Here is a 24,419-nt window from a genome sequence, read left to right as displayed (position 1 = left end):
AAGATGGAGCATAAACAATGACATTTAACTATGATTATGAGATTGCCATCATTGGTGTAGGCCCTGCTGGAATTCAGGCGGGATTGCACGTTGGTAGAAGGAAACATAGGGTGGTTTTGTTAGGAAAAATCGAAGAAAGTGCTCTTTGGTCGGCACATATAGAGAATTATTTTGGGTTTTCTGAAAAGGTGGACGGTAAGTTTTTACTTGAAGAAGGTTTAAAGGCAGTTAAAAAGTTTGGGATAGAACTTATTTTAGAAGATGTGGTTACTATAGAACCTTTAGACTTAGGGTTTAAACTGATTACCGAAAAGGAAAGGGAGATCACCTCCCTTTCACTTATCCTTGCTATGGGAGTTAAGAGGAAAAAAAGGTGTTTGGACAGGAAGAAAGGTTTGTAGGTAAAGGTGTTTCTTATTGTGCTGATTGTGATGCCTGGTTTTATAGAGGAAAGAAGGTGTTGGTTATAGGAGACGGTAGTGCTGCGATCCATGGGGCTAAAATCCTGAAAAAGTTTGCAGATAAGGTGTATTTTTATGGGTTAAAACCTATACCTGAAGAATTCCTTTCTGAATTAACAGCTGTAAGTATAGAGATTTTAAGTAAAAAACCTGTAGAAATCATGGGAGATAACGAGGTAAAAGGGGTTGTGTTTGATGATGGAACTCAGTTGGAGTTAGACGGGATTTTTATAGAGATAGGTGCCAAAGGTCCGATAGAACTTCTTGCTCCTATTGGTATCGAGCTTGACCCTGAGACGTTTAGTTATGTAAAAGTAGACAGAAAGATGCAAACCAACGTCCAAGGAGTGTTTGCCTGTGGAGACCTTACAGGCCCTCCTTTACAGTTGGCTAAGGCTGTAGGGGAGGGATGTGTAGCAGGGCTTTCTGCCTCTGATTATGTAAAACAGGTTTTAAAGAACCTAAAGGAGGTGTAAAAATTTTTTGGTATAAAAAGCTGGAAATCTCCTTAGAAAACATAAAAAAGAACTTAAGGGCCTTAGAAAGTTTTTTACCTAAAGGCACCAAGGTTCTTCCTGTTATTAAAAGTGATGCCTATGGGCATGGGCTTATAGAGGTTGCTAAAATCCTTTCAGAAGAGGATGTTTGGGGTTTTGGGCTTTCAGAGCCTCAGGAGGCTTTTCTTTTAAGACAGGCTGGTTTTAACCAACCTTTGTTGTTGCTTTCTGGGTTTGAAAAAACCTGGCTAACCTATATGTTTGAACTTGAGATAACTCCGGTGGTTACCAGCTTTGAGTCCTTAGAGTGGCTGGAGGAGGAGGCTAAAAAAAGACAGCAAAAGGTGGCTTTTCATTTGAAAGTAGACACAGGAATGCATAGGTTTGGGTTGGATATAGAGGACCTCCCGAAATTCATCGAAAAAATTAAAAACACCGATTTTTTATTCTTAACAGGGCTAATGACACATCTTTCTTGTTCTGAAAAACCTGATTCAGAACTAACCCAGCTCCAACTTGCTAATTTTAAAAAAGCTTTAGAATTACTCAAGCAAAACAACCTCAATCCCACTTTTATTCATTTTGCAAACTCAGGAGGGATTATCTTTTTATCTGAAAAGGGAAATTTAGTAAGACCAGGGGTTAGTCTTTACGGAGGTTATCCAGACCTTTCTGCACGAGATAAAATCAAGCTACATCCTGTGATGACCTTAAGGTCTCGTATCGTGGAGTTAAAGAGGTTGCGTAAGGGAGAGTATGCCGGATACGGTCCTACCTTTAAAGCAGAGAGAGAGACCCTCTTAGGGGTAGTTCCTGTAGGTTATGGAGATGGCTATTTGAGAAGTTTAGGGAACAAGGGATTTGCATTTTTTAGAAATCAGAGGGTTAAGGTAGTAGGGACTATCTCTATGAAAGCTCTTTATGTGGATTTAACCTGGGTTGAAAGTCCTCAGGTAGGAGAAGAAGTCATCCTTCTTGGTGGAAAAAATCGAGAGGTTCCTGCAGAGGAGTTGGCAGCCCTTGGTGGGACTATCTGTTATGAGCTTTTTTGTAGCTTAGGAAGGTCTATCCCCAGGGAATACAGGCAGGATTAGGTTATGTTTAACATAGGTTTTTCAGAATTGGTGGTCCTTTTTCTGGTTGCACTTATAGTTCTTGGTCCTGAGAGGCTACCTGAACTGGGTAAATTTTTGGCTAAACTTTCTATAGAGCTTAGAAAAAGTATAGAAGAGATTAAAAGAGAACTTGAGGTTGATGAGGTTGGAAAGGAGTTGACTGAGGCTAAAAAGGAGATAGAACATCTAAAAGAAGAGGCAACCTCGGTGATAGACGTTCCTATAAAAGAAATTTCTCAAGAACCTTTTAAAGTCTTTGATAGAAAAGATGAGCAAGATAAACCTTCCTAAAATTTTAGCGGTAGATGTTTTAGCTAAACTAAGGAGAGAGATAATCCTTTATGGCTTAATCTTTTTAGGGTTGTGGTTAGGTTTTTTTTTAGCCTTACCTTATTTGTTCCCTTATCTACTTTTTCCTTATTTTAAGGTCATTCAAGGACAGCCTTTAGTCTTTACCTCCTTAGAAGAGGCTCTTTTTGTTTTATTGCGTGCCTCTTTTTATCTGGCTCTTATCGTGCTTCTACCTTTTTTCCTTTTAAAGGTTTGGAAGGTGATTTCTTCAGAGTTTTACGAGCCTGAGAAGGTTTTTTTTAGAAAGGTTTTTTTTCTTTCTTTAGGACTGGCTTTGATCGGGCTTTGTGTAGGATATTTGGTGTTTGTTCCCTTTCTTATAAAGATTTTTCTGTTTTTTGGAAGTAACTTCGAAGCCAATCTAAAGATTAACTATTTTTTATTTTTTATCTTAAGGGTTCTTCTTTTTTCGATAGTGTTTTTTCAACTTCCTTTGCTTTTTGCCTTGCTTATTAAAGAGGAAATCATTACCAAAGAGTTTTACCAAAAACGGAGGGTTTATTTTCTTGGTTTTTTTTATGGGATATCTCTGTTGATTGCACCTACGGATTTTTTTTCTCAGGTCTTGTTAACCTTGATTTTTTTCTTATTTTTTAAACTATCTTTTGTTTTAGCTAAGATTTTTTAACAGGAGGTTTTTTATGGGAAGGAAAAGGAAAAAAGAAGTGGTAGATCTGGAGCACCATAGTTTAGAAGGGAAAGAGTTGCAGGAAGAAAGTTTAGAAGGTTATAAGTATGTTATGATTATAGGAGACGGTATGGGAGATTTTCCGGTTCAAGAACTCGACTGGAAAACTCCTCTTGAGGTAGCTATCACTCCTGGTATGGATTTTATAGCCTCTTACGGTATGATAGGACATTGTCAGACCGTTCCTCCAGGAATGCATCCAGGTTCAGACGTAGCCATTATGGGGCTTTTAGGCTACCCTCCAGAAGAAAAATATACTGGAAGAGGGCCTATAGAAGCCGCGAGCCGTGGAATTGTCCTAAAACCTGAAGATGTAGCCTATAGATGTAATCTGGTAACCCTTAAGCTTGAAGGGGAAGAACTTATCATGGAAGACTATTCTGCTGGGCATATCTCTACAGAAGAGGCTGTAGAGTTGATTGAGGCCATCAATCGGAACATCTCTAACGAAAAGATAGAAATTATACCTGGAGTCAGCTATAGACATATTTTGATCTGGAGAGGAGGTTCCGGTGGCTTGCATACTTACCCTCCTCATGATCTTTTAGGTAAAAACGTGTGGTTTGCCTTTAGTTCCTATGATGAGGAACCTTTTTTAAAGGATTATATTCTAAAAGCTATAGAGATTTTAGAAAAACACCCTATCAATCAGAGAAGGAAGATGGAAAATCTTCTTCCTGCTAATGCTATCTGGCCTTGGGGACAGGGTAGGACTCCGACCTTAGAACCTTTTGAGGAAAAATGGCAGCTTAAAGGTGCGGTGATTTCAGCCGTAGACTTGATAAAAGGGTTGGCTGTACTTTCTGGGATGTCGGTTATAAACGTGCCAGGGGCAACAGGATATTTAGATACCAACTATGAAGGTAAGGTAGATTATGCAGTCGAAGCATTAAAGGAATATGACTTTGTGGTGATCCATGTAGAGGCTCCTGACGAGGTTTCTCATGAAGGTTCTCTTGAAAAAAAGATTAGAGCCATAAATGAGTTTGACCGAAGGGTTGTAAGATATTTTATGGAAAGAATTATAGAGATTACAGATAAATATAGAATTCTTGTTTGTTGTGACCATCTCACACCTATTTCTATCAGGACCCATTCATCAAAGCCTGTACCTTTTGCGATTTTTGATTCTGTAAGAGATAAAGAAAAGAAAAAGGACTTAAAGTTTTGTGAAAAAGAAGCCTATCGTTCCCCTTATTACATAAAATCCGGGCCAGAACTTATCGAAATTTTACTTCAGAGAAAACCCAAAATAGAATCTCAAAAAGAGGAATAAAAGAAATGGAGATAAAAAAAACCGATGTTTTGATCATAGGTACAGGTATTGCAGGTTTAAGTTTAGCTTTGAAATTAAAGGATTTAGGACATATTACTGTGCTTGCTAAAAAAAGGGTTTTTGAAACAGCAACCTCTCTTGCTCAAGGTGGAATTGCCTGTGTTATGGGAGAAGATGATAGTTTTGATTTACATATTAAAGATACGATGATAGCAGGAGACGAAATATGTAAAAAAGAGACCGTAGAGTTTGTGGTCAAGTCTGCTCCTGACAGGATAAAAGATCTTATAACCTGGGGGGTTCTTTTTGACAGAGACCCTGAAAATCCTCAAAAATACCATCTAACCCTTGAAGGAGGTCATTCAAGAAGAAGGATCCTTCATGTAGGAGACTATACAGGAAGGGCTATAGAAAAGACCTTGCTTGAAAGAGTTTTTGAAGAACAAAATATAGAAATTTTAGAAAACCATTTTGTAGTAAAGATTCTTGTGGACAAAAAAAGAGGAACTTCAAGTCCTAAGGTTATAGGAGGGTTGGTACTTGACCTTAATCAATCCAAACCTCTGATAATACTCGCTAAGGTGGTAGTACTTTGTACTGGAGGGGTGGGTAAAGTCTATCTTTACACCAGTAATCCTGATACCTCAACCGGTGATGGGATTGCGATGGCTTATTCCTTAGGATGTAGGGTTGCTAACATGGAGTTTATTCAGTTTCATCCCACCTGTCTTTATCATCCAAAAGCTAAAAACTTTCTTATTTCAGAATCCTTAAGAGGAGAGGGAGCGGTTTTACTTAACGCTGAAGGGAAAAGGTTTATGCATAAATACGATCCGGTAAGAAAAGAATTAGCCCCAAGAGATGTGGTGACCCGAGCTATAGACATGGAGTTAAAAAAGACCGGGGCTGAGTGCGTCTACCTTGACATCACCCATTTACCTTCGGACTATGTAAAAAAGAGGTTCCCACAGATCTATGAAACTTGTTTGAAATATGGAATAGATATTACCTCTCAGCCTATCCCTGTAGTCCCTGCTGCTCATTATCTTTGTGGAGGGATTTATACCAATCTTTGGGGGCAGACTGACATCCCTAACCTTTTTGCCGTGGGGGAATGTGCCTATACAGGTCTTCATGGAGCAAACCGATTAGCCTCTAATTCTCTTTTAGAAGGCATATGTTTTGCTCATCAAGCAAGTCTTAAAATCAGAGAACTTTGGCCTGAAATCAGGGAAACTTCCTTTAACTTACCTAAGATAAAAGACCCTATCATAAAAGAAATTAAGGAAGAGATGGTGTTTATTTCTCATAACTGGGATTTGATAAGAAAGGTGATGTGGGATTTTGTAGGTATAATAAGAAGTTTGAAGATGTTGGAGTTTGCTAAGAAAAGACTTGAGTTTATTCAAAGAGAAATAGAAGCCAACTGGGAAGGACTTTACTTAAACCTTGACGTGATGGAACTCAAAAATCTGTGTATGGTGGCTGAGATCATCATAAAGTCTGCTCAAGTCCGGCTGGAATCTCGAGGTACTCACTATTTGATAGACTATCCTGAAAAAAGGGTAGAGTATCTAAAAGAAACAGTTCTTACAAAAATTAAATAAAAAAGTTAAAAAATTGACGAAAATTAGCTTTACAAAATGAAAATTTTTGATAAGATTAATAAAAATTGAGCGTGCAGGAGGTTAGGGTGAAGGTTATTTTTGACCCAGATATCCCAGAAGAGTTAAAGGAAGATATTATAAAAGCAATAGAAGAGGAAAATGTAGGAGAGATATGTAAAGTATGTGGGGGAGATATCCTTTATGTGGCCCTTTTAGAGGGGACATTAGATGTTAAATGCTATGAGTGTGGCCATTCATATATAGAATTAGAACTTACTGAGGAGTAGGTTAGAGAAATAGATTTAAGATGTTTTTAAAAGGTATAGCACCAGCCCTAATCAAAGAAAGCTGATTGTTCACCACAGAAACTACGGTAGATGGAGAAGTAGCTTCTAAATAACCATAATCTACGATAAAATCAAGGCCTGGAAGTTGTTGTATAACTTCTTCAGGAGAAGAACAAGGAGGCTTCTCTGAAAGGTTAGCACTGGTTCCGGTTATAGGTTTACCAAAGGCTTTGACGATGGCCTTTACTATTGGGGAAGAGGAAAGCCTTATCCCGATGGTTCCTGTTCCTGAGGTTAGATAATCAGAAAGGTTTTTTTTGGCTGGAAAAACTATGGTTAGAGGTCCTGGCCAGAATTTTTCTATAAGTCTCTCTGCAATCGGAGGAATTTCTTCTACTAAAAAGTAAAGCTGTTCTCTTTCTTCTATAAGAAGAAGGATTGGTTTGTGTTGAGGCCTATTTTTGAGTAAAAAGAGTTTTTCTAAGGCCTTATCTGAAAAAGGGTCTGTAGCCAGCCCATAAAAGGTTTCTGTAGGAATAGCACCTACAGCCTGTTTTCTTAAAAACTGGGCAGTCTGGTTAGCAATTTCTTCCAGATTAGAAAGGTCTTTTTTAAGTTTAAGAAGCTGAGGAGGCATCTTTTTCTTCTAAGGCTGGTTCAGAAGATTCTTCAAGTAGGTAAAACTTTTTAAAAAAGATCAGTCTTTTGCAGTGGGGACATTCGTAGTATCTGTTGTCTCTTTGGATCTCATTATAGAGTTGCGGAGGTATGGCCATATGGCATCCTTCACACACATAGTTATCAACCGGAGCTATTCCTATTCCCCCTTTTCTTTCTCTTAGAAGTTCATATTTTCTCAAGAGTCTTGCAGGTATTTTTTTACTTAAACCTAACCTTTGTTCTATAAGTTTGGCTTTTTCCAAGTTTAGCTGGTTACAATAATCATCAAACTTTTGTTTTTCCTGGTTAAAAATTTCTTCTACCTTGACAAACTCCTCTTCTAATTTTCTTTTTTCTTGTTCTAACTTTTCTATCTCTTCCATCAGCTTTAGAATTTCTTCCTCTTTTTGTTTGTTAGCCTTTTTGATCTCTTCTATTTCCCTTAGGAGAAGTTGATATTCTCTGGTACCTCTTATCTGGACTAATCTTGCCTGAGTGCTTTTAAGCCTTTGGTATTCCTGTTTTAATTCCTCTTCAAAAAGGTTTTTTTGTTTGGTTTTTTCTTCTATCAGGTTTTTAAACTGTTCTATTTTGTTGAACAACTGATCTTTTTCTTTTTGTGCTTTTTGAAGACTTTGAGGTATTTCTTGTACTGCTTTTTCTATCTTAAAGATTTCTAAGTCTAAGTTTTGAAGCTCTATCAATCGCAGAATTTCTTCTTGCATCTATTCTCCTCCGCCAATAATATTTGATATGGACTTGGTTCTCTAAAAATTTCTATTTTTAGATTGAGCTTATAAGAGGTTATGAATTTAACCAGAGATGTTTTTAACCAGTCAAGCACCAAACCTTCTGCTACTCCATGGTCTACGACGATAAAGTTAAACCCCTCTTCTAAAGAATCCTTTGCTACGTGATATTTTACGTCTGAGGTTATCAGGGTATTAATTCCTAAGTTTTTAAGCTCATCTTTTAAAAAAGCCCCTGAACCTCCACATACCCCAAAAGCTTTGATAGGGGTCTCTAAGTCTCCTACCACCATCACCCAACTTTTTAGAACTTTTCCTAATTTTTTAGCTAAGTCTTGCAGTTTAATAGATTTTTTTAAATATACAACCCTTCCTAATCCAAAAACTTTTTGATTTTTTTCTTGCAAAGAGATAAACCGTTCTCCTTTGAGATTTAAAGCCCTTATGACTGCCTCTGAGACCCCTTCTTCTATCTTGTCTAATGGTGTGTGCCATGAGATAAGGTTTATCTTTTCTTGGATTAACCGATAGATAAGATGGCCTTTAGGGTCTTCTTTTATTATTTGGGTTAGAGGCTTAAAAATAAAAGGATGATGACTTATGATAAGATTAAGCTGATTTCCCAAAGCATAATCTATGGCTTTAGAGGTAAGGTCTACAACCAAAAGAACCCCACAAACTTCATCTTCAAAAGACCCTACCTGTAGACCGTTATTATCTTGTGGTTCTGCTATGTTAAGTGGAGCAAGCTGATTTAAAAAGTTGTAAAAATCTCTCGTTTTTAAAGACATATAGATGAGTCTAAAATGGGCCCGCCAGGACTCGAACCTGGGACCTTCCGGTTATGAGCCGGTGGCTCTAACCATCTGAGCTACGGGCCCATTATATATTAACAAAAATAATATAATTTATCTGTTTGTCAAGGTGTTTAAAGTTTTAATAAATTTAATCGTCTTTTTTAGAGGGTTTTAATTCCTCATGTTGAGTGTTTTCATTTTGAGTGTTTTCTAACAGGTTACTTCTCAGCAAAAACCTTGAAAGGAAAATTCCTAACTCAAAGAGTACATAAAGAGGAAAAGACAGAAGGGCCATGTTAAAGGCATCTGGAGTTGGGGTTATGATTGCAGAGAGCACGGCTATACCAAAAAAGATTTCCCTGCGATACTTGGTGATTCTATAGGGATTTAATACTTTGGTTAAAGACAGAAAGGTTAAAAAAAGAGGGAGCTCAAAGATTAGCCCAAAGGCAATCACAAAAAAAGAAAAAAAATTAACAAAATGCCCTAAGGAAATGGAAGGCTCTATTTTTTCGGTACGAAAGGAAAGCAAAAACTTTATTCCATAAGGGAGGGTAATAAAATAGGCAAACACCACCCCTAAATAAAAAAGACTCAATCCCAAAACATAAAACATCCAGAAAAACTTTTTTTTAAAATTGAAGCCTAAGTTCAAAGCTTTTAAAAATAGATAAAAAATAAAGGGAAAGGTGACTAAAATAGTCAAAACCAAGGAAAATTTAATAAAGGAAGCAATGGGTTCTGACAGACTATAAAAAACAAACTTTTGTTGGTAGATATGTTGAAGAAAATTCAGTATGTAAGGAGAGGCTAAAAAAAAACTAATGTAAACAGAAAAAAAGAGGAAAAGGATCAAAAAGCTTCTTTTCTTCCAAAGGGTTAAGAGATACCTGAGAGATTGAGCTAATTTTTTGGTGTACATTAAAGCAAGTTGTTTTTAACCCAGTTTACTGCGTTTTTGAAGATTTCAAGCCCAGCTACCGTTAAGTTCTTTTCTCGGGTCCAACGAGGATGGTTGGTAAAATGGTTAAAGGCCTCTGGGTGAGGCATAAGCCCAAAAATACGTCCGGTAGGGTCTGTTAACCCAGCTACGGCTTCAAAAGCTCCGTTAGGATTGTAAGGATATTCTAAGGTGGGGGTTCGGGTTTCAGGATGGATGTATTGGAGGGCGATAAGACCTTGAGATTTTATTTCTTCAAGTATTTTTTCGTCCTTAGGGATAAACTTACCTTCTCCGTGCCTTACCGGAAGGTAAAGTTCGTCTAAACCTTCTAAAAAGATACATTTGGTTTGTGGGTTTACTTTTAGATAAACCCATCTGTCCTCAAACTTGCCTGAGTCATTGTAGGTAAGGGTAACCTTTCTTTCGCCTAAATATTTTCCTCCTGGTAGAAGCCCCATTTTCACCAACAGTTGAAATCCATTACATATTCCTAAGATAAGCCCTCCTTTTTCCAGAAAAATCATAAGTTTTTCCCAGAGATAGGAGCCATCTTTTAGTTTTAAATGTTTAAACCTGTGGGCACAAGCCTGAGCACTTCCTAAGTGGTCTCCATCTAAAAAACCTCCAGGAAAACAGATGATTTGATAATCAAGAAGTTTTTTTTCTCCAGAAAAGATTTCAGACAGGTGAACTATCTCAGGGTCTCCTCCTGCGAGTTTAAAAGCATAGGAAGTTTCTACTTCACAGTTTATACCATATCCCCATAGCACAAGCACTCTTGGTTTTTTCATAGCCTTTACAAATCTCCTGAGTTAAGTTATAGTGTTTTTAATTATATTTCAAAATTTTTATTTTTCAAAAAGGGGAAACATGGCAAACTGGAAAACAGCCTTTTTTCTTTTATTATTAATAACTTTAGGGGTGTTTTTGTTCCCTTTGGGGTCGTATGGGGCTAATTTTACCCCTTTGCATCTCAAACTGGATTTAGAGTTAAAACCAAATGTTATAGAAGGTAGTTTGCAAACAGTTTTACAGGAAAAAAAGGTCCAAACCTTTAAGACAGAAGGGTTTCATTTTAAAGAAGCCATTTTAGAGGGCAAACCTCTTTCTTCAGTACCTTTTAAAGAATCGGCTTTAACCTTTTTGGATGAAAAACCTAACAGCCCCTTATTTTTATATTTCGAAAAATCTGTAAATTTTACCGTGGTTCCTTTAATTTTCGTAGATCGGTTTATCCCGTTACCCGAAGAGCCCTTTACCTATGAAATTACCTTAAAGGTTCCAAAAAAGCTGGGATATTTTGCGCTTGTTCCCTCAGAGGATTATGAAGTAAAAGAAGAAGGAGGATTTTTAGTCTATAGGTTTAAGAATCTAAAACCGATAAAATCTCCGGTTTTAATACTTTCTAAAGAGCCTTTTGTTCCTTCGGTTTTAACGTATAAAAATCTGAAAATTTTTTTGTATTCCTTAGATAACAAAAAGGTTCTTTCTAAAGAAGAGGTTTCTTCTTGGTTCTCAAAAGTTAAGTCTGTTTTAGGAGGTATAGACAAGAAATTTTCTGAGGTTTATCCTTTTTCTAATCTCTTTGTGTTTTTGATAAAGGACCAGGAACCTAATTTAGATTACTCCAACACCCTTTTGGTTAATCCTTCGATATTCGATTCCCCTTGGGATTTTAGCTTTTGGGTTAACGAAAAACGCTTAAAAGATGGGATCTTTTACCAAGAAGATCAAAGGGTTAAAGGACTTGCCTTGTTTTTAAAAGATGTGGCTCAGCGAAAAGTGGAATTGCGCAAGAAACTCCTCAGCACCTCATCCTTAGAAGGCAAAAGTTTTTTTTACTTTTTAGAGCTTAAGCAAAGATTGGGAGAGGAAGTCCTTTTAAGTAGGTTAAAACATTTTTACGAAACCAAACTTTTTACCCTCCAATCTTTTGAAGACCTTTTAACCTACTTAAAATCTTCTTTCCCAGAGGTTTTTGCTTCTTTTTCGGATTTCTCTATGTTTAAAAAGCTTTATCTCAGAGGAGAGGTAGTATTTTTGCAACCTAAGGATGGAGGCTACGAATTAACCTTAGCTCTAATCAAGTCTAATTCTCCACATACCCTTACTCCAAACGAACGTGAGGTGGTGGTTAAATTTTCTGTGGTGTGTAAAAACATGACCTATTCTTTTGAAAAAAACGTGATAAGTCCTTACCAAATCGTTCAGGTGTGGCTAAAAGAAAGGCCTGAAGAAATATATTTAGACCCGGATTATACTCTATGGAGGATTTTAGAAAAAAAAGAAGAGTATGTGGGGTTGGACAGGCTGTTAGAAAATCCAGGGGTTTTGATTTATCCTGAAGAAGAGCTCCTACTTTATCAAAAAATAATAGAGGTTTTTAGGAAAAAGGGATATAAGATATTACCGGTTAAAGACCCTTCTCAGGTTGTTTGGGAGGAGGCTAAAAACGTGGTTTATTTACATAGATTCCCTTTTCCCTGGATGATAAAGCATATAGACCAGGGAGTATATTTTAAGTTAGTTCCTCAACCTTTTGAAAAAGAAGGGATGTTGGGTTATTTTTTTTCCTCTTCAGTAGGGGAAACGGAGCTTTCAGTTAATCTCTGGTTTAGCTTGAAATCTTTAACTGAAGGATGGATAAAGTCAGGTAAGGTATTTTTAAAAAAAACTTTAGATTCTCAACAAGGGATTTTAGTTCCTGTAAGGCTTAAACCAGAGGGTTTTTATACCAAGACTTCTATCACGACCTATGACCTTACTTTACAACTGGCAAATACTCAGTTGATCTTAATAGGAGAAGAAAAGCAAAATCCAACTGCAGATTTTACTCAATTTTACCAAGAATTTTTAGAAAACCTGCATCGGTTAAACGATAATTTAATAATCACCTTGGACCTACCTTCTTCCTATCAATCTCTGATAGACCAGTTTATTGAAGGTAAGGTTTCTAAAGAATACCTAAGAAAAGAACTGTCAAAGGTAGAAGTGGGGGTTAATCTTGACAACCTAATTGAAGTTCTAAGATTGGCTAAGATCAAAAAAATAAAGGTTTTAGCCATAGGGGTAGAAGAGAGTCTGTTTCAAAAGGTACTTGATAAAGGAATTTTCAGCCTTTCTCAAGAGGAAATCTCTAATCTTCCAGAAATGGACTTGATGAACCCACTTTTTAAAAGCTATCTTTATGAAAAGTATCAGCAGAAAACACAGTCTTTCCCTCCTTTTGAACATTTTTATCAAGCCCATCTCTTAAAAAAAGAAGCTCTGACAGAAAATTTACTTAAGGTTCTTGAAGAATATCCAAACTTTCAAACCATTCTTATTACGACTAAAGAGGAAATTAGTACTGTTTCTGGTATTACTCAGGGATTACAAAAGAAAAACTTTTTGAATTTTAAAAAGATAATTCTTGACAACCAAAAAAGATTGTCTACAGAAACAGGAGATTATTTGTTTAACGGGGGAGAAAGCAGCCCCCGTTAAATTTAAACCTTTTTATGCTTTAGAAGCGGCATCTTCTAATTTTTTGCCTGGCTTAAACTTAACCACCTTTTTAGCAGGGATTTTGATAGGTTTGCCTGTTCTGGGGTTTCTTCCTTCTCTTTCAGCTCTTTTTAACACTTGAAAGGTTCCAAAACCAACCAATACTACTTTGTCTCCTTTTGAAACTGCTTCTTCTACAGCTTCCATAAAAGCGTCTAAGAGCTTTTCAGCAGTAGACTTAGGTACTTCTGCGATCTCTGCCATCCTTTTTACGAGGTCTGCCTTGTTCATAATTCCCTCCTTTAGAAGAATTTTCTTATTTTTCAATTTTATAAAAGATTATTCTTTTTTTGTCAAGGGTAAAACCCAAGTTTTTGTCGCTTTTTTTAAGATTGGCAGGTTTGACAGAAGGTGGTCCCTCTTTGATTGAGTTTTAGGTATTGAAAAGGTTTTCCACAAAAAGGACATTTTTGCCCTTTTTTGCCGTAAACCAGATGTTCTTCTTGAAACTTGCCTTCTTGTCCAAAGGCATCTAAATAATTTTTTATCGAAGAACCCCTCAATTCTATAGCCCTTCTAAGGAGCATTTTAATGGTATGGTAAAGCTTCGCTACCTCTTTATGGCTAAGCGAACAGGCTTTTCTTAAAGGATGTATTCCAGCCCTAAAAAGGGCTTCGTCTACATAGATATTTCCAAGTCCTGCAATTTTTGTTTGGTCTAAAAGCAAGGATTTAATCGGTTTTGAAGAACCTTGAAGGATAGAAGCAAATTTTTCTTGTTTTATTTCTAACGCATCTTCTCCTAAATTTTCTATCTCTTTAGGAAAATGGGGTAGGGCAAAGGTTTTTATTTTCCCAAACTTTCTTATGTCAAAGTATCCCAAGATTTCGTTTTCAAATTTTAGGAGCAGTCTTAGAAATTTATAGGGTGGTTGGTTAAGACAGTGTTTTAAGAGAATTAAGCTTCCAGTCAAACCAAGGTGCCATAAAAGACCTTTTTTCTCAAAAACAAACAAAAGATATTTCCCCCTTCTTTTTATGTCTAAAAGTTTTTCTCCTTCTATGCTAAGTGCACTTTCAAAAGATATTTTTTTAGTAAATCCTGGGTCTAATATCTCGATTTTAACCAGTTTTTGATGTAAAAGCTTTGGTTTTAGTTGATCTCTTATAGTTTCTACTTCAGGAAGTTCAGGCATAGGCTATTCACTTTGATCAGGATAGGTGAAGCTATCTAAGTGGTTAATCAAGTGAGTTTTGTAGATGTCTATGATCGAGAGAAAAAGTGCTAAGATAATAGGCCCTAAAAAGATTCCTAACACACCAAATTTTACGATCCCTCCAAGCACTGAAAAGAAGATGAGAAGGTTGTGGATTTTAGTTTTTCCACCGATTAAAAAGGGTTTTAGGAAGTTGTCCAAGTTAGAAATGATAACTCCACAAAAAACCAAAAGGATCACCGCTTTTATATAACTTCCTACCAAGAATAGATAGGCAACCAAAGGTCCCCAAATAAGGAAAGTTCCGAAGGCTGGAATGAAAGAGGCTAACATTGTAAGAAAGGCCCAGAAAAGATTATGGGGTATTCCCAGGACAGAATAGATAAAAAAGGCTAAAATTCCCTGGATAAAAGCAGTAAGAACGTTGCCGTATAAGACTCCTTTTAAAATCAAACCAATTCTTTGTAACATTTTTTGTTTTTCTTGGTTTTTACCAGGTATAAGGCTGACTATTTCTTGAATCACTTTTTCTCCGTCTATCAAAAAATAATGTAAAGTAAGGATGGTAAAAGCTAACTGAAACCCAAAGGAAAATAAGAATTTAGCTAAATTGGTTATAGAAAAAACCCCTGCCTGAAGGATAGAAGACATGACCTGGGCGATTTTTTCTTGGATTTGAGGAAGATAAGGCTGTAGGTAATATAAGAGTTTAGTAAAGAACGTATAGATCTTAGGATAATCTTTTAGTCGTTCGATAAAATCATAAAGGCTCTGGTTGGTAATGGGTTTAACCCAGTCTAAGATAGAGAGGACTTGCTGGTAGAGGTTAAAAAGGATGGCTGAAAAAGGTCCTATTACAAATAGAATTAGAAAAAATAGAACTATAAAAGAAGATAGGTTTTTACGTTTAAGTTTTTGATAGATTTTTTGATAACAAGGATAGATAAAAAAGGCAATGATACCCGCCCAGCAAATTATAGAAAAAAGAGGGCTTAACAGATAGACAAAGCCAGCGATGATAAGAAAAGCTAAAAGAAGGGAGATAAAAAGCCCTACTTTATGATAAAAAGTTTCTCTATCGATCTTCATCTCTTTTCAGTATAGCTTAGGTTATATTTTTCTCAAGTTTTTTTATGTTGTAAACTTAAAAATAGATATTATAATTAAGTTATGCCTATTTATGAGTTTAGGTGTGAAATGTGTGGAGAAGTTTTTGAGAGTTTACAGAGGATAGATGAAGACTATCCTCCATGTCCTCAATGTGGAAGCTTAGAAGTGATGAAACTTCCTTCTATCTTTGGTTTTCAAGATAAAATATCTCAAAAATCTCAAAGAGAGGTGTCTATACTTAAAAGAGCCAGAGATTATTTGATAGACGGTAAGGTAGGAGAGGCACGTCGTTTTTTGGAAAAAGCTAAAGAGTTTCATCCTTCAGAAAGGGTAAAAAAACTTTCTGACCTTCTTTCCGAAAGAAAGGCAGTAAAAACAGGATATGCAACTCAGACTGAATATGTAATTACCAAAAAGAAGGAGAAAGGATAAATGAGTAAAGAGCAGGAAGATCTTTTTTCGAACTTAATCACTTTTAGTACTTTTATCCTTTCTCTAAACACGGCTGCCCTTATCCATCTGGGAGAACTTCCAGACCCTTTAACCAACAAAAAAGAGGTAAACCTTCTTTCAGCGAAACAAACCATAGATACGATTGAGATGCTAAAAGAAAAAACTAAAGGTAATCTTACTTTAGACGAAGAACGTCTGATTAATGCTATACTTTATGAGCTTAAACTAAAATTTTTGAAAGTTTCAGATTAAAGGTCCTATCTTTATGAAAAAATATCTCTTTTTATCTCCAGCAAAGCTAAACTTGGTGTTGCAAGTGTTAAGCAGGAGAGAGGATGGATACCATAATCTTTATACGATTTTTCAGAAAATAGACCTTTTTGATGAGATAGAAATCAAAAGAGGGACCTTAGATTTTAGGTTAGATTTTGTTTCTGACAAAGGCAATATTCCTCTGGAAGAAAATTTAGTTTATAAGGCTTATATAAAATTTAAAGAAACTTTTAGGATTAACGAAAAACACCATATAAGGGTAAAAAAGACTATCCCCATGGGAGCTGGCTTAGGAGGGGGAAGTAGTAATGCTGCTACCATACTTAAAGGTTTAGCTTATGTTTATGGTATAGACCAAGAAAACCCTTCTTTATATAACATAGCTAAGAGTTTAGGAGCAGATGTTCCCTTTTTTTTAAGTCCTTATGTTGCAGCTACAGGTGAAGGTATAGGAGAGGTCTTAATGCCTTATCCTTCTTTTAAAGCGTGGTATCTCCTTATTTGTCCTAACTTTGAAATAAGCACCAAGTGGGCTTATCAAAATTTAGGATTGACAAATTCAAAAAATCCTGTTTATTATTCTACCGAAGTCCCTCCCTGGAGACATCCTCAGGGACTTATAAACGATTTTAAGTCTTTAGTTTTTGAGAAGTTTTCGTTTTTAGAAGAACTTGAGGCTGAACTTAAAACTTTTGGATGCTGTGCCGTTAGCCTTAGTGGCACAGGCCCAACAGTTTTTGGGGTTTTTGAAAAGGAACCACCTTTTTATGTTTATGAATCCTTAAAAAGAACGTTTAAGGAAGCCAAAGTATTTTTAGTTCAAAATTTGGAGTAGGTTAGGGGAGCAAGATGGGAGGATATAACTTTAAAGGGATTTGTGTGCTTTCTGGGAATGCTAATCCAGAGTTAGCAGAAAAGATTTGTAGTTTTTTAAACATTCCTTTAGGCAAAGCGGTAGTAAAGCGTTTTAGTGATGGAGAGATTTTTGTTGAGATTAAAGATAACATAAGAGGAGCTGACGTTTTTATCATCCAACCTACTTGTCCACCTGTAAACGAAAATTTGATGGAACTTCTTATCATGATAGATGCAGCTCGTAGGGCTTCAGCAAGAAGGATTACTGCAGTTATCCCTTATTATGGGTATGCAAGACAAGACAGAAAAACAGCTCCAAGAACCCCTATTTCAGCCAAGTTAGTAGCTAATTTGATAGTGGTAGCAGGGGCGCGAAGGGTTTTAACCGTTGACCTTCATGCTGGACAGATCCAAGGTTTTTTTGACATACCTGTAGATCATCTCTATGCCTTGCCGGTTTTTTTAAAATACATTAAAGAGAATTTTTCAGGAAAAGACCTGGTTATCGTTTCTCCTGATGCTGGTGGGGTAGAGAGGGCAAGAGAATATGCCAAAAGACTGGAAGCCTCTATCGCTATCATAGATAAAAGAAGAGAACGTCCTAACGAAAGTGCTGTAATGCACATCATAGGAGAAGTAAAAGATAAAGTAGCTATAATCATAGATGATATGGTAGATACAGCTGGTACCATGTGTCAAGCAGCTGATGCTATCATAGAAAGAGGGGCTTTAGAGGTTTATGGAATGGCTACCCATCCTGTGCTTTCTGGGAAGGCCTTAGAAAGGATTGCTAATTCTTCGTTGAAAGCTCTTTGGGTAAGTGATACCATTCCATTAAAAGAAGAAGCAAAGACCATAGGGAAGATAAAGGTTCTTTCTTTGGCGGGTTTATTGGCAGAAGCTATAAGAAGAATAAATACAGATGAGTCTATAAGTTCCCTTTTTGTATAAAATTTTGTTAATTAAAAGGAGGAGGAGATACAATGAGGCAGGTGAGTTTATCCGCGGTTAAAAGAGACAAAACCGGTAAGGAATGTGCTAAAAAGTTGCGTAAACAAGGTTTGATACCGGCTATCGTCTATGGACATAATTTTGACCCAGTTCCTATCTCGGTTAAAGCTAACGAACTCGAAAGTATTTTACATAAATATAAAGGTGAAACTTTGCTTTTTAACTTGGAGGTTCAAAACGGAGAAAATCAGAAAATACAGGCAATTTTAAAAGATTATCAACTCCATCCTGTTACCGACAAGATTATTCATCTTGATTTTGTAGCGATTAAAGAGGGAGAAACCGTAAGTATAGACGTACCTTTAGAGTTTGTAGGACGTCCAGTAGGGCTTACTAAAGGTGGAGTAATCGAAATTTTTATGCATGACCTTACGGTAGAGTGTCTTCCTTCTAACATCCCTGATAAAATCCAGGTAGAAATATCTAACTTAGATTTAGGAGACGTTTTACATGTGAAAGATATAAGAGTTCCTGAAGGAGTAAAAGTCTTAGATAATCCTGAGGATACCGTGATTACCATCGTAGCTGAAGGTGGGGAAGAAGAGGGGGCTTCTACAGAGGAATCTGAATAGTTAAGATGTGGCTTTTTTGCGGGTTAGGTAATCCTGGAGAGGAGTATAAAGAAACAAGGCACAATTTTGGGTTTTTAGTTTTAGAGGCCTTTACTGAAAAACATAGGCTTAAGTTTAAATTTTATAAAGAAATGGAAAGTGAGGTAGCTTTTTATAAAGATAAAGTGATTTTGGTTAAGCCCCAAACTTACATGAACCTTTCTGGTAGAGCGGTTAAGAAGTGGATATTAAAAGAACGAATACCGTTAAACAATCTTTTGGTAATCTATGATGATATGGACCTCCCTTTAGGTAAAATAAAGATTTTACCTAAGGGGGGAGCTGGTGGGCATAAAGGCATGCTTTCGATTATAGAGTGTTTGGGGTCTTCTGATTTCCCAAGGATGAAGTTAGGAATAGGTAAGCCTGAAGATAGAGATGTTGTTAATTATGTGCTAAGCCCATTTAACGAAGAAGAAAAAGAGAAAGTAAAAAAAGTAATCGAGTTAGCGGTAGCTGCTTTAGAAGATCTCCTTTATAAGGGTCTGTTGAAGACGATGACCCTTTATAACTCACAGACAGTGGTCTAAGATGAGCTTAGAACGATGGAACTATTATGTGCAAGAATTTTTTGTGAAGTTTGAAAGAGTTCTTTATATATTGATAGGTTTAGGAATACTGATCGCCACAGGTTTTATCATTTTTTACGGGTTTAAGGGTATTTTGGACATTCCTTCTTACGTTAATTTTACAGAGGGAATTATCGGGGTATTAGATAAATTTTTGATAGCCATGATGTTTCTGGAGGTTTTTTATACTCTGCAGGTAATTTTTGGAGAAGAATATAAGCTTAAATGCTTAGAGCCTTTTTTACTGGTAGGAATTATTGCTTTAGTTCGAAGACTTTTGATCGTAGGTTTTGAGATAGCTCATACCTCTTCTTTTGACCCAGAGCGTTTTAAATATTATCTTTTTGAGATATTAGCCATAGGGGTCTTGATTTTGATGTTGATAGGAGGAATAGGTATCTTAAGAAAGTTGAGGGTTGGAAGATGAAAAATAGAATATTAGTTCTTGATTTTGGTTCTCAGACTACCCAGCTTATTGCCAGAAGGATTAGAGAATTAGGGGTTTATAGTGAGATAAAACCTTGTTTTGTGTCTTTGGAGGAGATAAAAGGTTTTAACCCTTCAGGGATCATTCTTTCAGGAGGTCCAAGCAGTGTTTATGATGAAGATGCACCTATGATATCTGTTGAGATTTTTGAATTAGGGATTCCGGTTTTAGGTATTTGCTATGGATTACAGTTGATAAGTTATCTTTTAGAGGGAAAAGTAGAACGAAGTGCAAAACGAGAATTTGGTCCTGCTTATATTAAAATAATAGAAGAAAATGCCCTTTTTAAAGGATTAAAAAAGGGTGAGATATATAAGGTATGGATGAGTCATAGTGATAAGATTGAGGTTTTACCAGAGGGTTTTTATGTGTTGGCTGAGACAGAAAATACCCCTTTTGCTGCGGTAGCCCATATAGAAAAACCTATCTATGGTGTTCAGTTCCATCCAGAGGTAGTTCATACAGAGATAGGCCAAGATGTGTTAAGAAACTTTGTGTTTGAGGTTTGTGGTTGTACGGCTGACTGGAGTATGCCTTCTTTTATAGAAAAAACCGTAGAAGATATTAAAAATCTAGTTAAAGAAGATGAAAAGGTAATCTGTGCCCTTTCCGGAGGGATAGACTCTACCGTAACAGCGCTTTTAGTCCATAAAGCCATAGGAGATAGGTTGATACCCATTTTTGTAAACAACGGAGTTTTAAGAAAAAACGAACCAGAAGAAGTTTTATCTTTGATGAAAAATTTAGGGCTTAAAGTAGATTATGTAGACGCAAGCTCTCTTTTTCTGGAGAGACTAAAGGGGGTTGAAGATCCAGAGAAAAAAAGAAAGATTATAGGAGAAACCTTTATAGAGGTGTTTGAAAAAGAAGCCAAAAAGTTTGATAACGTGGTTTATCTTGCTCAAGGGACTTTATATCCGGATGTAATTGAAAGTGTTTCTTTTAAAGGGCCTTCTGCTACTATCAAGTCCCATCATAACGTAGGTGGTTTGCCTGAAAGGATGCACCTTAAGTTGATAGAACCTTTGCGAGAGCTTTTTAAGGATGAGGTAAGAAAGATAGCAGAACTCTTAGGTTTACCTAAACATATCATCTGGAGACAACCTTTTCCAGGCCCAGGTCTTGCTATCAGGATAATCGGAGAAATCTCTGAAGAAAAACTGGATATTTTAAGAGAGGCTGACGCGATAGTTACAGAAGAGATGCTTAACTCAGGTTGGTATTATAAGGTCTGGCAAAGCTTTGCGGTTCTTTTGCCGGTAAAGACGGTAGGGGTTATGGGAGATGCAAGAACCTATGAATATGTAGTAGCGATTAGATGTGTGGAAAGTCAAGATGCTATGACTGCTGACTGGGTAAAATTACCTTATGATCTGTTAGAAAGACTTTCGAACCGGATTATAAACGAGGTAAAAGGGGTTAACAGGGTGGTTTACGATATTTCTTCTAAACCTCCAGCTACGATCGAGTGGGAATGAACTTTTATAGAAAGGCATTCCATTTAGGTTTTGGTTTTCTACTTTTTGGGCTGTCTTATTTTGTTTCTTATCACTTGTTAGGCCTTCTTTTAGTAAGTTTGGTTGTTTTAACCTCTATTTTTGAAGTTTTAAGGCTCTTTTTTTATGATTATATTCCTTTTAAAGGGCTTTGGACTCCATTCCTTAAAAAAGAAGAATTTTATAAAATAAGTGATGGTTGGTTTTTTTTGGTTGGAACTACGGGCCTTTATTATTTGGTAGGGAGGGAAGATTTTCGTTTAGTGCTTTTGATCTTAACCTTGGCTGACCCGATAGCCTCTCTTGTTGGTTTTTACTTAGGGAAAAGGAAAATATTTCGAGGAAAGACCTTGGAGGGAGGGATAGCATTTTTTTTGATCTCTCTTTTGCTTGTTTATATGGTTAAAAGATCGTTAACCTTTCAGTACTTTGGTCTAACTTCCCTTCTTACTTTTATAGAACTTTTTACCAGCAGAGATAACCTCTGGATTCCGTTGGTAGGTGGTATTTACCTTAAATATCTTGTTTAGAGTCAGGTTTTATAGGTTTTTGATTTGACTAAAAGGTATTCATAAGAAGGTTGTATTCGATTAGGATACCCCTTTGACTTTTTTAGATTTAGAGGTATTTTAAAACAAACTAAGAAAGGTTTAGTAAAACATGGAAGAACTTAAGAATTGGGGTATTAGTTTAGAAGACATCCCGTTAGAAGGTTTAAAAGTCGAATTTTCTGACGTTAAGGTTTTAGAGGGATTTAAGATAAAAAAACCTCTTTTTGGATTTTTTAAATTGAAAAAATTAGGTATTGAGGTAAAATTAGAAGGCTTTGTAAGTGGTTCTTTGGTTTTAGAATGTGATAGATGTTTAACAGAGTTTGAGTTTGATCTAGAGCATTCTTTTGCTTTAGATTTAAAGCCGTTAAGATCTCTTAATTTTGATGAGGAAAAAGAGCTTTCAGATGAGGAGATGGAGGTAAGTTTTTTTGAAAACTCTTGGATTTCTTTTTATGACATATTAAGAGAGGAGATCTGGTTATCTATTCCTTACAAGAAGCTTTGTAAAGAAAGCTGTAAGGGACTTTGTTCATATTGTGGGGTTAACCTTAATGAAAGAAGTTGCAGTTGTGGGGTATATAAAAAAGAAAGTCCTTTTGCGGTATTAAAGCAGATGATAGAAAAGGAGAGTTTGGAAAAAAGAGGAGGTAAGTAACATGGCTGTACCTAAGCGAAAGACTTCAAGGTCAAGAAGAGGAATGAGGAGGGCTCATAAGCATTTAGAAGCTCCTTCTTTTTCTGTGTGTCCAAGGTGTAAATCTGCTAAACTTCCTCACAGAGTTTGTCCAAGCTGTGGGTATTACAAAAGTAAACAGGTTTTAGAAAAAGAATCTTCTTAGTTTTTGATTGTTTAACCTATGTATAAGGTAGTCTTGGATGTAATGGGAGGGGATTTTGCCCCTTCCCAGATTCTTAGAGGTGCAGACCTTGCCCTTCAGGAGATCCCCGAGTTAGAGCTTATCTTGGTAGGGAGGGAAGAGGTTTTAAAAACCTATGTAGGAAAGCCAAGGGTTTCTGTGGTTTTTGCTGAAGAAGTGGTAGAAATGGATGAAAGTCCAGGAGATGCTCTAAGAAAGAAGCGAGAGGCTTCTATTTTTAAGGGGATAGAACTTTTAAAATCCAAGGAGGCTGGTGCTTTTGTTTCTGCTGGAAATTCTGGAGCTGTAGCTGCAGGGAGTATCTTTATTTTAGGAAGGATAGAAGGGGTGAGACGTCCGGCTATCGCTACCCTTCTTCCTACGGTTAAAGAATCTTTTGTGTTGATAGACGTAGGGGCTAATGTAGATTCAAAGCCCATAGACCTTTTTCAGTTTGGGATTATGGGAAAGGTCTTTTTAGAAAAGGTCTGGGGGAGACTTAATCCAAAGATAGCCATTTTATCTATCGGAGAAGAGTCAGGAAAAGGTAACCTTTTGGTCAAAAAGGCACATCAGCTTTTTAAAAATTCTAATCTCAATTATGTAGGTAATATCGAAAGTAGAGATATCTATCGCGGAGAAGTAGATGTGGTAGTATGCGATGGTTTTATAGGAAACATTTGTCTTAAGTTTTTAGAGGGGTTGGCTGAGGTTATCTTAGAGATGTTAAAAAACGAGGTAAAAAAGTCGGTGGTTTCTATTTTAGGTCTTTTTATGGCTAAAAAGGCTATAGATGGATTTAAGAAAAAGGCTGACTGGAGAGAATATGGAGGGGCTCCACTTTTAGGGGTTAAAGGTAACGTAATCATCGCTCATGGAAGGTCTGATGCCTTGGCTATCAAAAATGCTATCAGGGTAGCGGTAAATACTATAAAAATCAATCTGGTTGAAAAATTGGAGAGTGCCATCAAAGACAACTTGATCGAGGAGGAAAAGGAGTGTGCTTAAACGTTGTTAGGTCGACGATTTTAGGTATGGGGATGGCAGTTCCTCCTAAGGTGCTTACCAATCATGACCTCGAAAAGATGGTTGAAACCTCAGATGCCTGGATTACAGAAAGGACAGGAATAAAAGAAAGACATATTTTAGAAGATGGAGAAAACATCAGTCAATATGCTATCAAAGCATCTAAAGAAGCGTTAGAAAGAGCAGGGATTTCTCCAGAGGATTTAAACCTTATCATTTGTGCAACCGTAACCCCAGACTATCTCATTCCTTCTCTTGCGGTGCTGGTTCAAGAAGGGTTAGGTGCTTCAAGAGCTGGTGCCTTTGATCTTTCTGCTACCTGTTCCGGTTTTGTTTATGCTTTAAGTATAGCTGACCAGTTTGTAAAGGTAAACCCTGAATGTAAAGTGTTGGTATTAGGGGCTGAAGCCCTTTCTAGAAAAACCAACTGGCAAGATAGAAGCATTTGTGTGCTTTTAGGAGACGGAGCAGGTGCTGCTGTGGTAGGAAAAAGTCCTAAACCTTCCCAAAAAGGAATTATCGATTTTATCCTTGGGGCAGACGGTAGCCAGTGGCCTTTACTTACCTTAAAAGGAGGGGGAAGTGCTTTTCCTCCATTTGATGACAGGTTACCTAAGGAAGAATATTACATCAAAATGCAAGGAAGAGAAGTGTTTAAATTTGCTACCAGGGTAATGGAAAGGTTAGCGTTGGAGTTACTTGAAAGAAACGGTTTTTCTAAGGAAGACTTAGACCTTTTGGTACCTCATCAGGCAAACTTAAGAATTATAGAATATCTTAGAGATAGACTAAACCTTCCTAAAGAAAAGGTCTTTGTAAACATCGATAAATATGGAAATACTTCAGCAGCCAGCATTCCTATAGCCCTCTACGAAGCAGAAAAGAAAGGGGGCCTTAAGGAAGGAGATTTAGTCTTACTCGTTGCCTTTGGAGGAGGTTTCACCTTTGGAGGCATATTGTTAAAGTGGTAGAGTAAATCCTTT

At 36.7% G+C, this 24,419-nt stretch carries 30 protein-coding genes and 1 tRNA gene; 22 read left to right on the top strand and 9 right to left on the bottom strand.

The features are described 5' to 3' along the window. The first annotated feature begins 17 nt into the window (after positions 1–17). The 8 genes from G580_RS11830 (at position 18) to G580_RS0100870 (ending at position 6,282) form a co-directional block, all read left to right on the top strand. Positions 18–401, top strand: a complete 384-nt coding sequence (locus G580_RS11830; protein ID WP_051172926.1) for an NAD(P)/FAD-dependent oxidoreductase — start codon at positions 18–20, stop codon at positions 399–401. Further along, the gene (locus tag G580_RS11825) at positions 374–937 is read left to right on the top strand and encodes an NAD(P)/FAD-dependent oxidoreductase (protein ID WP_051172924.1); all 564 of its coding nucleotides are present in this window, start codon (positions 374–376) and stop codon (positions 935–937) included. Before G580_RS11830 ends, G580_RS11825 begins: the two co-directional genes overlap by 28 nt. Before the next feature lie 2 nt (positions 938–939). Then, positions 940–2,052, top strand: a complete 1,113-nt coding sequence (gene alr, locus G580_RS09440; RefSeq protein WP_083960770.1) for an alanine racemase — start codon at positions 940–942, stop codon at positions 2,050–2,052. A 3-nt stretch (positions 2,053–2,055) separates the two neighbouring features. Further along, positions 2,056–2,364 carry a Sec-independent protein translocase protein TatB gene (gene tatB / locus G580_RS09435; protein WP_051172919.1) on the top strand — a complete coding sequence of 103 codons (309 nt, stop codon included), beginning with the start codon at positions 2,056–2,058 and terminating at the stop codon, positions 2,362–2,364. After that, complete coding sequence (tatC, locus tag G580_RS0100885; RefSeq protein ID WP_028840644.1) at positions 2,342–3,052, top strand: twin-arginine translocase subunit TatC; 711 nt, start codon at positions 2,342–2,344, stop codon at positions 3,050–3,052. Before tatB ends, tatC (G580_RS0100885) begins: the two co-directional genes overlap by 23 nt. A gap of 13 nt (positions 3,053–3,065) precedes the next feature. After that, the gene (locus G580_RS0100880; protein ID WP_028840643.1) at positions 3,066–4,388 is read left to right on the top strand and encodes a cofactor-independent phosphoglycerate mutase; all 1,323 of its coding nucleotides are present in this window, start codon (positions 3,066–3,068) and stop codon (positions 4,386–4,388) included. Between the two features lie 5 nt (positions 4,389–4,393). Beyond that, positions 4,394–5,995 carry an L-aspartate oxidase gene (gene nadB / locus G580_RS0100875; RefSeq protein WP_028840642.1) on the top strand — a complete coding sequence of 534 codons (1,602 nt, stop codon included), beginning with the start codon at positions 4,394–4,396 and terminating at the stop codon, positions 5,993–5,995. Positions 5,996–6,081: 86 nt separating this feature from the next. After that, the gene (locus G580_RS0100870; RefSeq protein ID WP_028840641.1) at positions 6,082–6,282 is read left to right on the top strand and encodes a hypothetical protein; all 201 of its coding nucleotides are present in this window, start codon (positions 6,082–6,084) and stop codon (positions 6,280–6,282) included. Between the two features lies 1 nt (position 6,283). On the opposite strand, the gene G580_RS09430 is transcribed toward G580_RS0100870, so the two are convergent. From G580_RS09430 to G580_RS0100840, 6 genes are all read right to left on the bottom strand, one after another. After that, positions 6,284–6,919, bottom strand: a complete 636-nt coding sequence (locus tag G580_RS09430) for an L-threonylcarbamoyladenylate synthase (RefSeq protein ID WP_051172917.1) — start codon at positions 6,917–6,919, stop codon at positions 6,284–6,286. Beyond that, positions 6,900–7,667, bottom strand: a complete 768-nt coding sequence (locus G580_RS0100860; protein ID WP_028840640.1) for a zinc ribbon domain-containing protein — start codon at positions 7,665–7,667, stop codon at positions 6,900–6,902. Before G580_RS0100860 ends, G580_RS09430 begins: the two co-directional genes overlap by 20 nt. After that, a complete protein-coding gene (locus G580_RS11190; RefSeq protein WP_028840639.1) occupies positions 7,643–8,482 on the bottom strand; it encodes a Nif3-like dinuclear metal center hexameric protein in 840 nt (279 codons plus the stop codon). The genes G580_RS0100860 and G580_RS11190 overlap by 25 nt, the downstream gene beginning before the upstream one ends. A gap of 16 nt (positions 8,483–8,498) precedes the next feature. Further along, positions 8,499–8,572 (bottom strand) — tRNA-Ile (locus G580_RS0100850). Between the two features lie 64 nt (positions 8,573–8,636). After that, positions 8,637–9,410, bottom strand: a complete 774-nt coding sequence (gene tatC, locus G580_RS0100845) for a twin-arginine translocase subunit TatC (RefSeq protein WP_028840638.1) — start codon at positions 9,408–9,410, stop codon at positions 8,637–8,639. Beyond that, entirely contained in the window at positions 9,410–10,222 is an 813-nt protein-coding gene (locus G580_RS0100840) for a phosphoribosylformylglycinamidine synthase subunit PurQ (RefSeq protein ID WP_028840637.1), read from the bottom strand. The genes tatC (G580_RS0100845) and G580_RS0100840 overlap by 1 nt, the downstream gene beginning before the upstream one ends. Positions 10,223–10,301: 79 nt before the next feature. On the opposite strand from G580_RS0100840, the gene G580_RS0100835 reads away from it, so the two are divergent. Beyond that, positions 10,302–12,917, top strand: coding sequence for a ChaN family lipoprotein (locus G580_RS0100835; RefSeq protein ID WP_028840636.1), 2,616 nt, complete (start codon positions 10,302–10,304; stop codon positions 12,915–12,917). Between the two features lie 12 nt (positions 12,918–12,929). Here G580_RS0100835 and G580_RS0100830 read toward each other — a convergent pair whose 3' ends face one another. From G580_RS0100830 to G580_RS0100820, 3 genes are all read right to left on the bottom strand, one after another. Continuing rightward, positions 12,930–13,208, bottom strand: coding sequence for an HU family DNA-binding protein (locus tag G580_RS0100830; protein ID WP_022854677.1), 279 nt, complete (start codon positions 13,206–13,208; stop codon positions 12,930–12,932). 95 nt (positions 13,209–13,303) lie between these two features. Next, on the bottom strand, positions 13,304–14,113 hold the full coding sequence (gene mutM, locus G580_RS0100825; RefSeq protein WP_022854676.1) for a bifunctional DNA-formamidopyrimidine glycosylase/DNA-(apurinic or apyrimidinic site) lyase: 810 nt from the start codon (positions 14,111–14,113) through the stop codon (positions 13,304–13,306). 3 nt (positions 14,114–14,116) lie between these two features. Further along, positions 14,117–15,223, bottom strand: a complete 1,107-nt coding sequence (locus tag G580_RS0100820) for an AI-2E family transporter (RefSeq protein WP_028840635.1) — start codon at positions 15,221–15,223, stop codon at positions 14,117–14,119. An 81-nt stretch (positions 15,224–15,304) separates the two neighbouring features. On the opposite strand from G580_RS0100820, the gene G580_RS0100815 reads away from it, so the two are divergent. From G580_RS0100815 to G580_RS0100755, 13 genes are all read left to right on the top strand, one after another. Further along, positions 15,305–15,676, top strand: a complete 372-nt coding sequence (locus tag G580_RS0100815) for an FmdB family zinc ribbon protein (protein WP_028840634.1) — start codon at positions 15,305–15,307, stop codon at positions 15,674–15,676. Next, entirely contained in the window at positions 15,677–15,949 is a 273-nt protein-coding gene (locus G580_RS0100810) for a DUF1844 domain-containing protein (RefSeq protein WP_028840633.1), read from the top strand. A 13-nt stretch (positions 15,950–15,962) separates the two neighbouring features. Then, a complete protein-coding gene (ispE, locus tag G580_RS09425) occupies positions 15,963–16,805 on the top strand; it encodes a 4-(cytidine 5'-diphospho)-2-C-methyl-D-erythritol kinase (RefSeq protein ID WP_051172915.1) in 843 nt (280 codons plus the stop codon). A 14-nt stretch (positions 16,806–16,819) separates the two neighbouring features. Beyond that, entirely contained in the window at positions 16,820–17,776 is a 957-nt protein-coding gene (locus tag G580_RS0100800; protein WP_028840632.1) for a ribose-phosphate pyrophosphokinase, read from the top strand. A gap of 32 nt (positions 17,777–17,808) precedes the next feature. Continuing rightward, positions 17,809–18,408, top strand: coding sequence for a 50S ribosomal protein L25/general stress protein Ctc (locus tag G580_RS0100795; RefSeq protein ID WP_028840631.1), 600 nt, complete (start codon positions 17,809–17,811; stop codon positions 18,406–18,408). Positions 18,409–18,413: 5 nt separating this feature from the next. Then, positions 18,414–18,977 (top strand): aminoacyl-tRNA hydrolase, encoded by a 564-nt coding sequence (pth, locus tag G580_RS0100790; protein WP_028840630.1) that lies wholly within the window; start codon positions 18,414–18,416, stop codon positions 18,975–18,977. 1 nt (position 18,978) lies between these two features. Continuing rightward, positions 18,979–19,443, top strand: coding sequence for a phosphate-starvation-inducible PsiE family protein (locus G580_RS0100785; RefSeq protein WP_028840629.1), 465 nt, complete (start codon positions 18,979–18,981; stop codon positions 19,441–19,443). Continuing rightward, complete coding sequence (gene guaA, locus G580_RS0100780; RefSeq protein ID WP_028840628.1) at positions 19,440–20,981, top strand: glutamine-hydrolyzing GMP synthase; 1,542 nt, start codon at positions 19,440–19,442, stop codon at positions 20,979–20,981. The genes G580_RS0100785 and guaA overlap by 4 nt, the downstream gene beginning before the upstream one ends. Next, positions 20,978–21,529 carry a diacylglycerol/polyprenol kinase family protein gene (locus G580_RS0100775; protein ID WP_028840627.1) on the top strand — a complete coding sequence of 184 codons (552 nt, stop codon included), beginning with the start codon at positions 20,978–20,980 and terminating at the stop codon, positions 21,527–21,529. The genes guaA and G580_RS0100775 overlap by 4 nt, the downstream gene beginning before the upstream one ends. 130 nt (positions 21,530–21,659) lie before the next feature. Continuing rightward, positions 21,660–22,208, top strand: a complete 549-nt coding sequence (locus tag G580_RS10855) for a YceD family protein (protein WP_022854665.1) — start codon at positions 21,660–21,662, stop codon at positions 22,206–22,208. Between the two features lies 1 nt (position 22,209). Beyond that, a complete protein-coding gene (rpmF, locus tag G580_RS0100765) occupies positions 22,210–22,392 on the top strand; it encodes a 50S ribosomal protein L32 (RefSeq protein WP_022854664.1) in 183 nt (60 codons plus the stop codon). Positions 22,393–22,410: 18 nt separating this feature from the next. Next, positions 22,411–23,418 carry a phosphate acyltransferase PlsX gene (plsX, locus tag G580_RS0100760; protein ID WP_028840626.1) on the top strand — a complete coding sequence of 336 codons (1,008 nt, stop codon included), beginning with the start codon at positions 22,411–22,413 and terminating at the stop codon, positions 23,416–23,418. Further along, the gene (locus G580_RS0100755) at positions 23,409–24,407 is read left to right on the top strand and encodes a beta-ketoacyl-ACP synthase III (RefSeq protein WP_028840625.1); all 999 of its coding nucleotides are present in this window, start codon (positions 23,409–23,411) and stop codon (positions 24,405–24,407) included. The genes plsX and G580_RS0100755 overlap by 10 nt, the downstream gene beginning before the upstream one ends. Positions 24,408–24,419 lie beyond the last annotated feature (12 nt).

The sequence above is a fragment of the Thermodesulfobacterium hveragerdense DSM 12571 genome (assembly GCF_000423845.1).
GTDB classification, from domain to species: Bacteria; Desulfobacterota; Thermodesulfobacteria; order Thermodesulfobacteriales; family Thermodesulfobacteriaceae; genus Thermodesulfobacterium; species Thermodesulfobacterium hveragerdense.
This window is presented reverse-complemented; position numbering and strand designations above follow the sequence as displayed.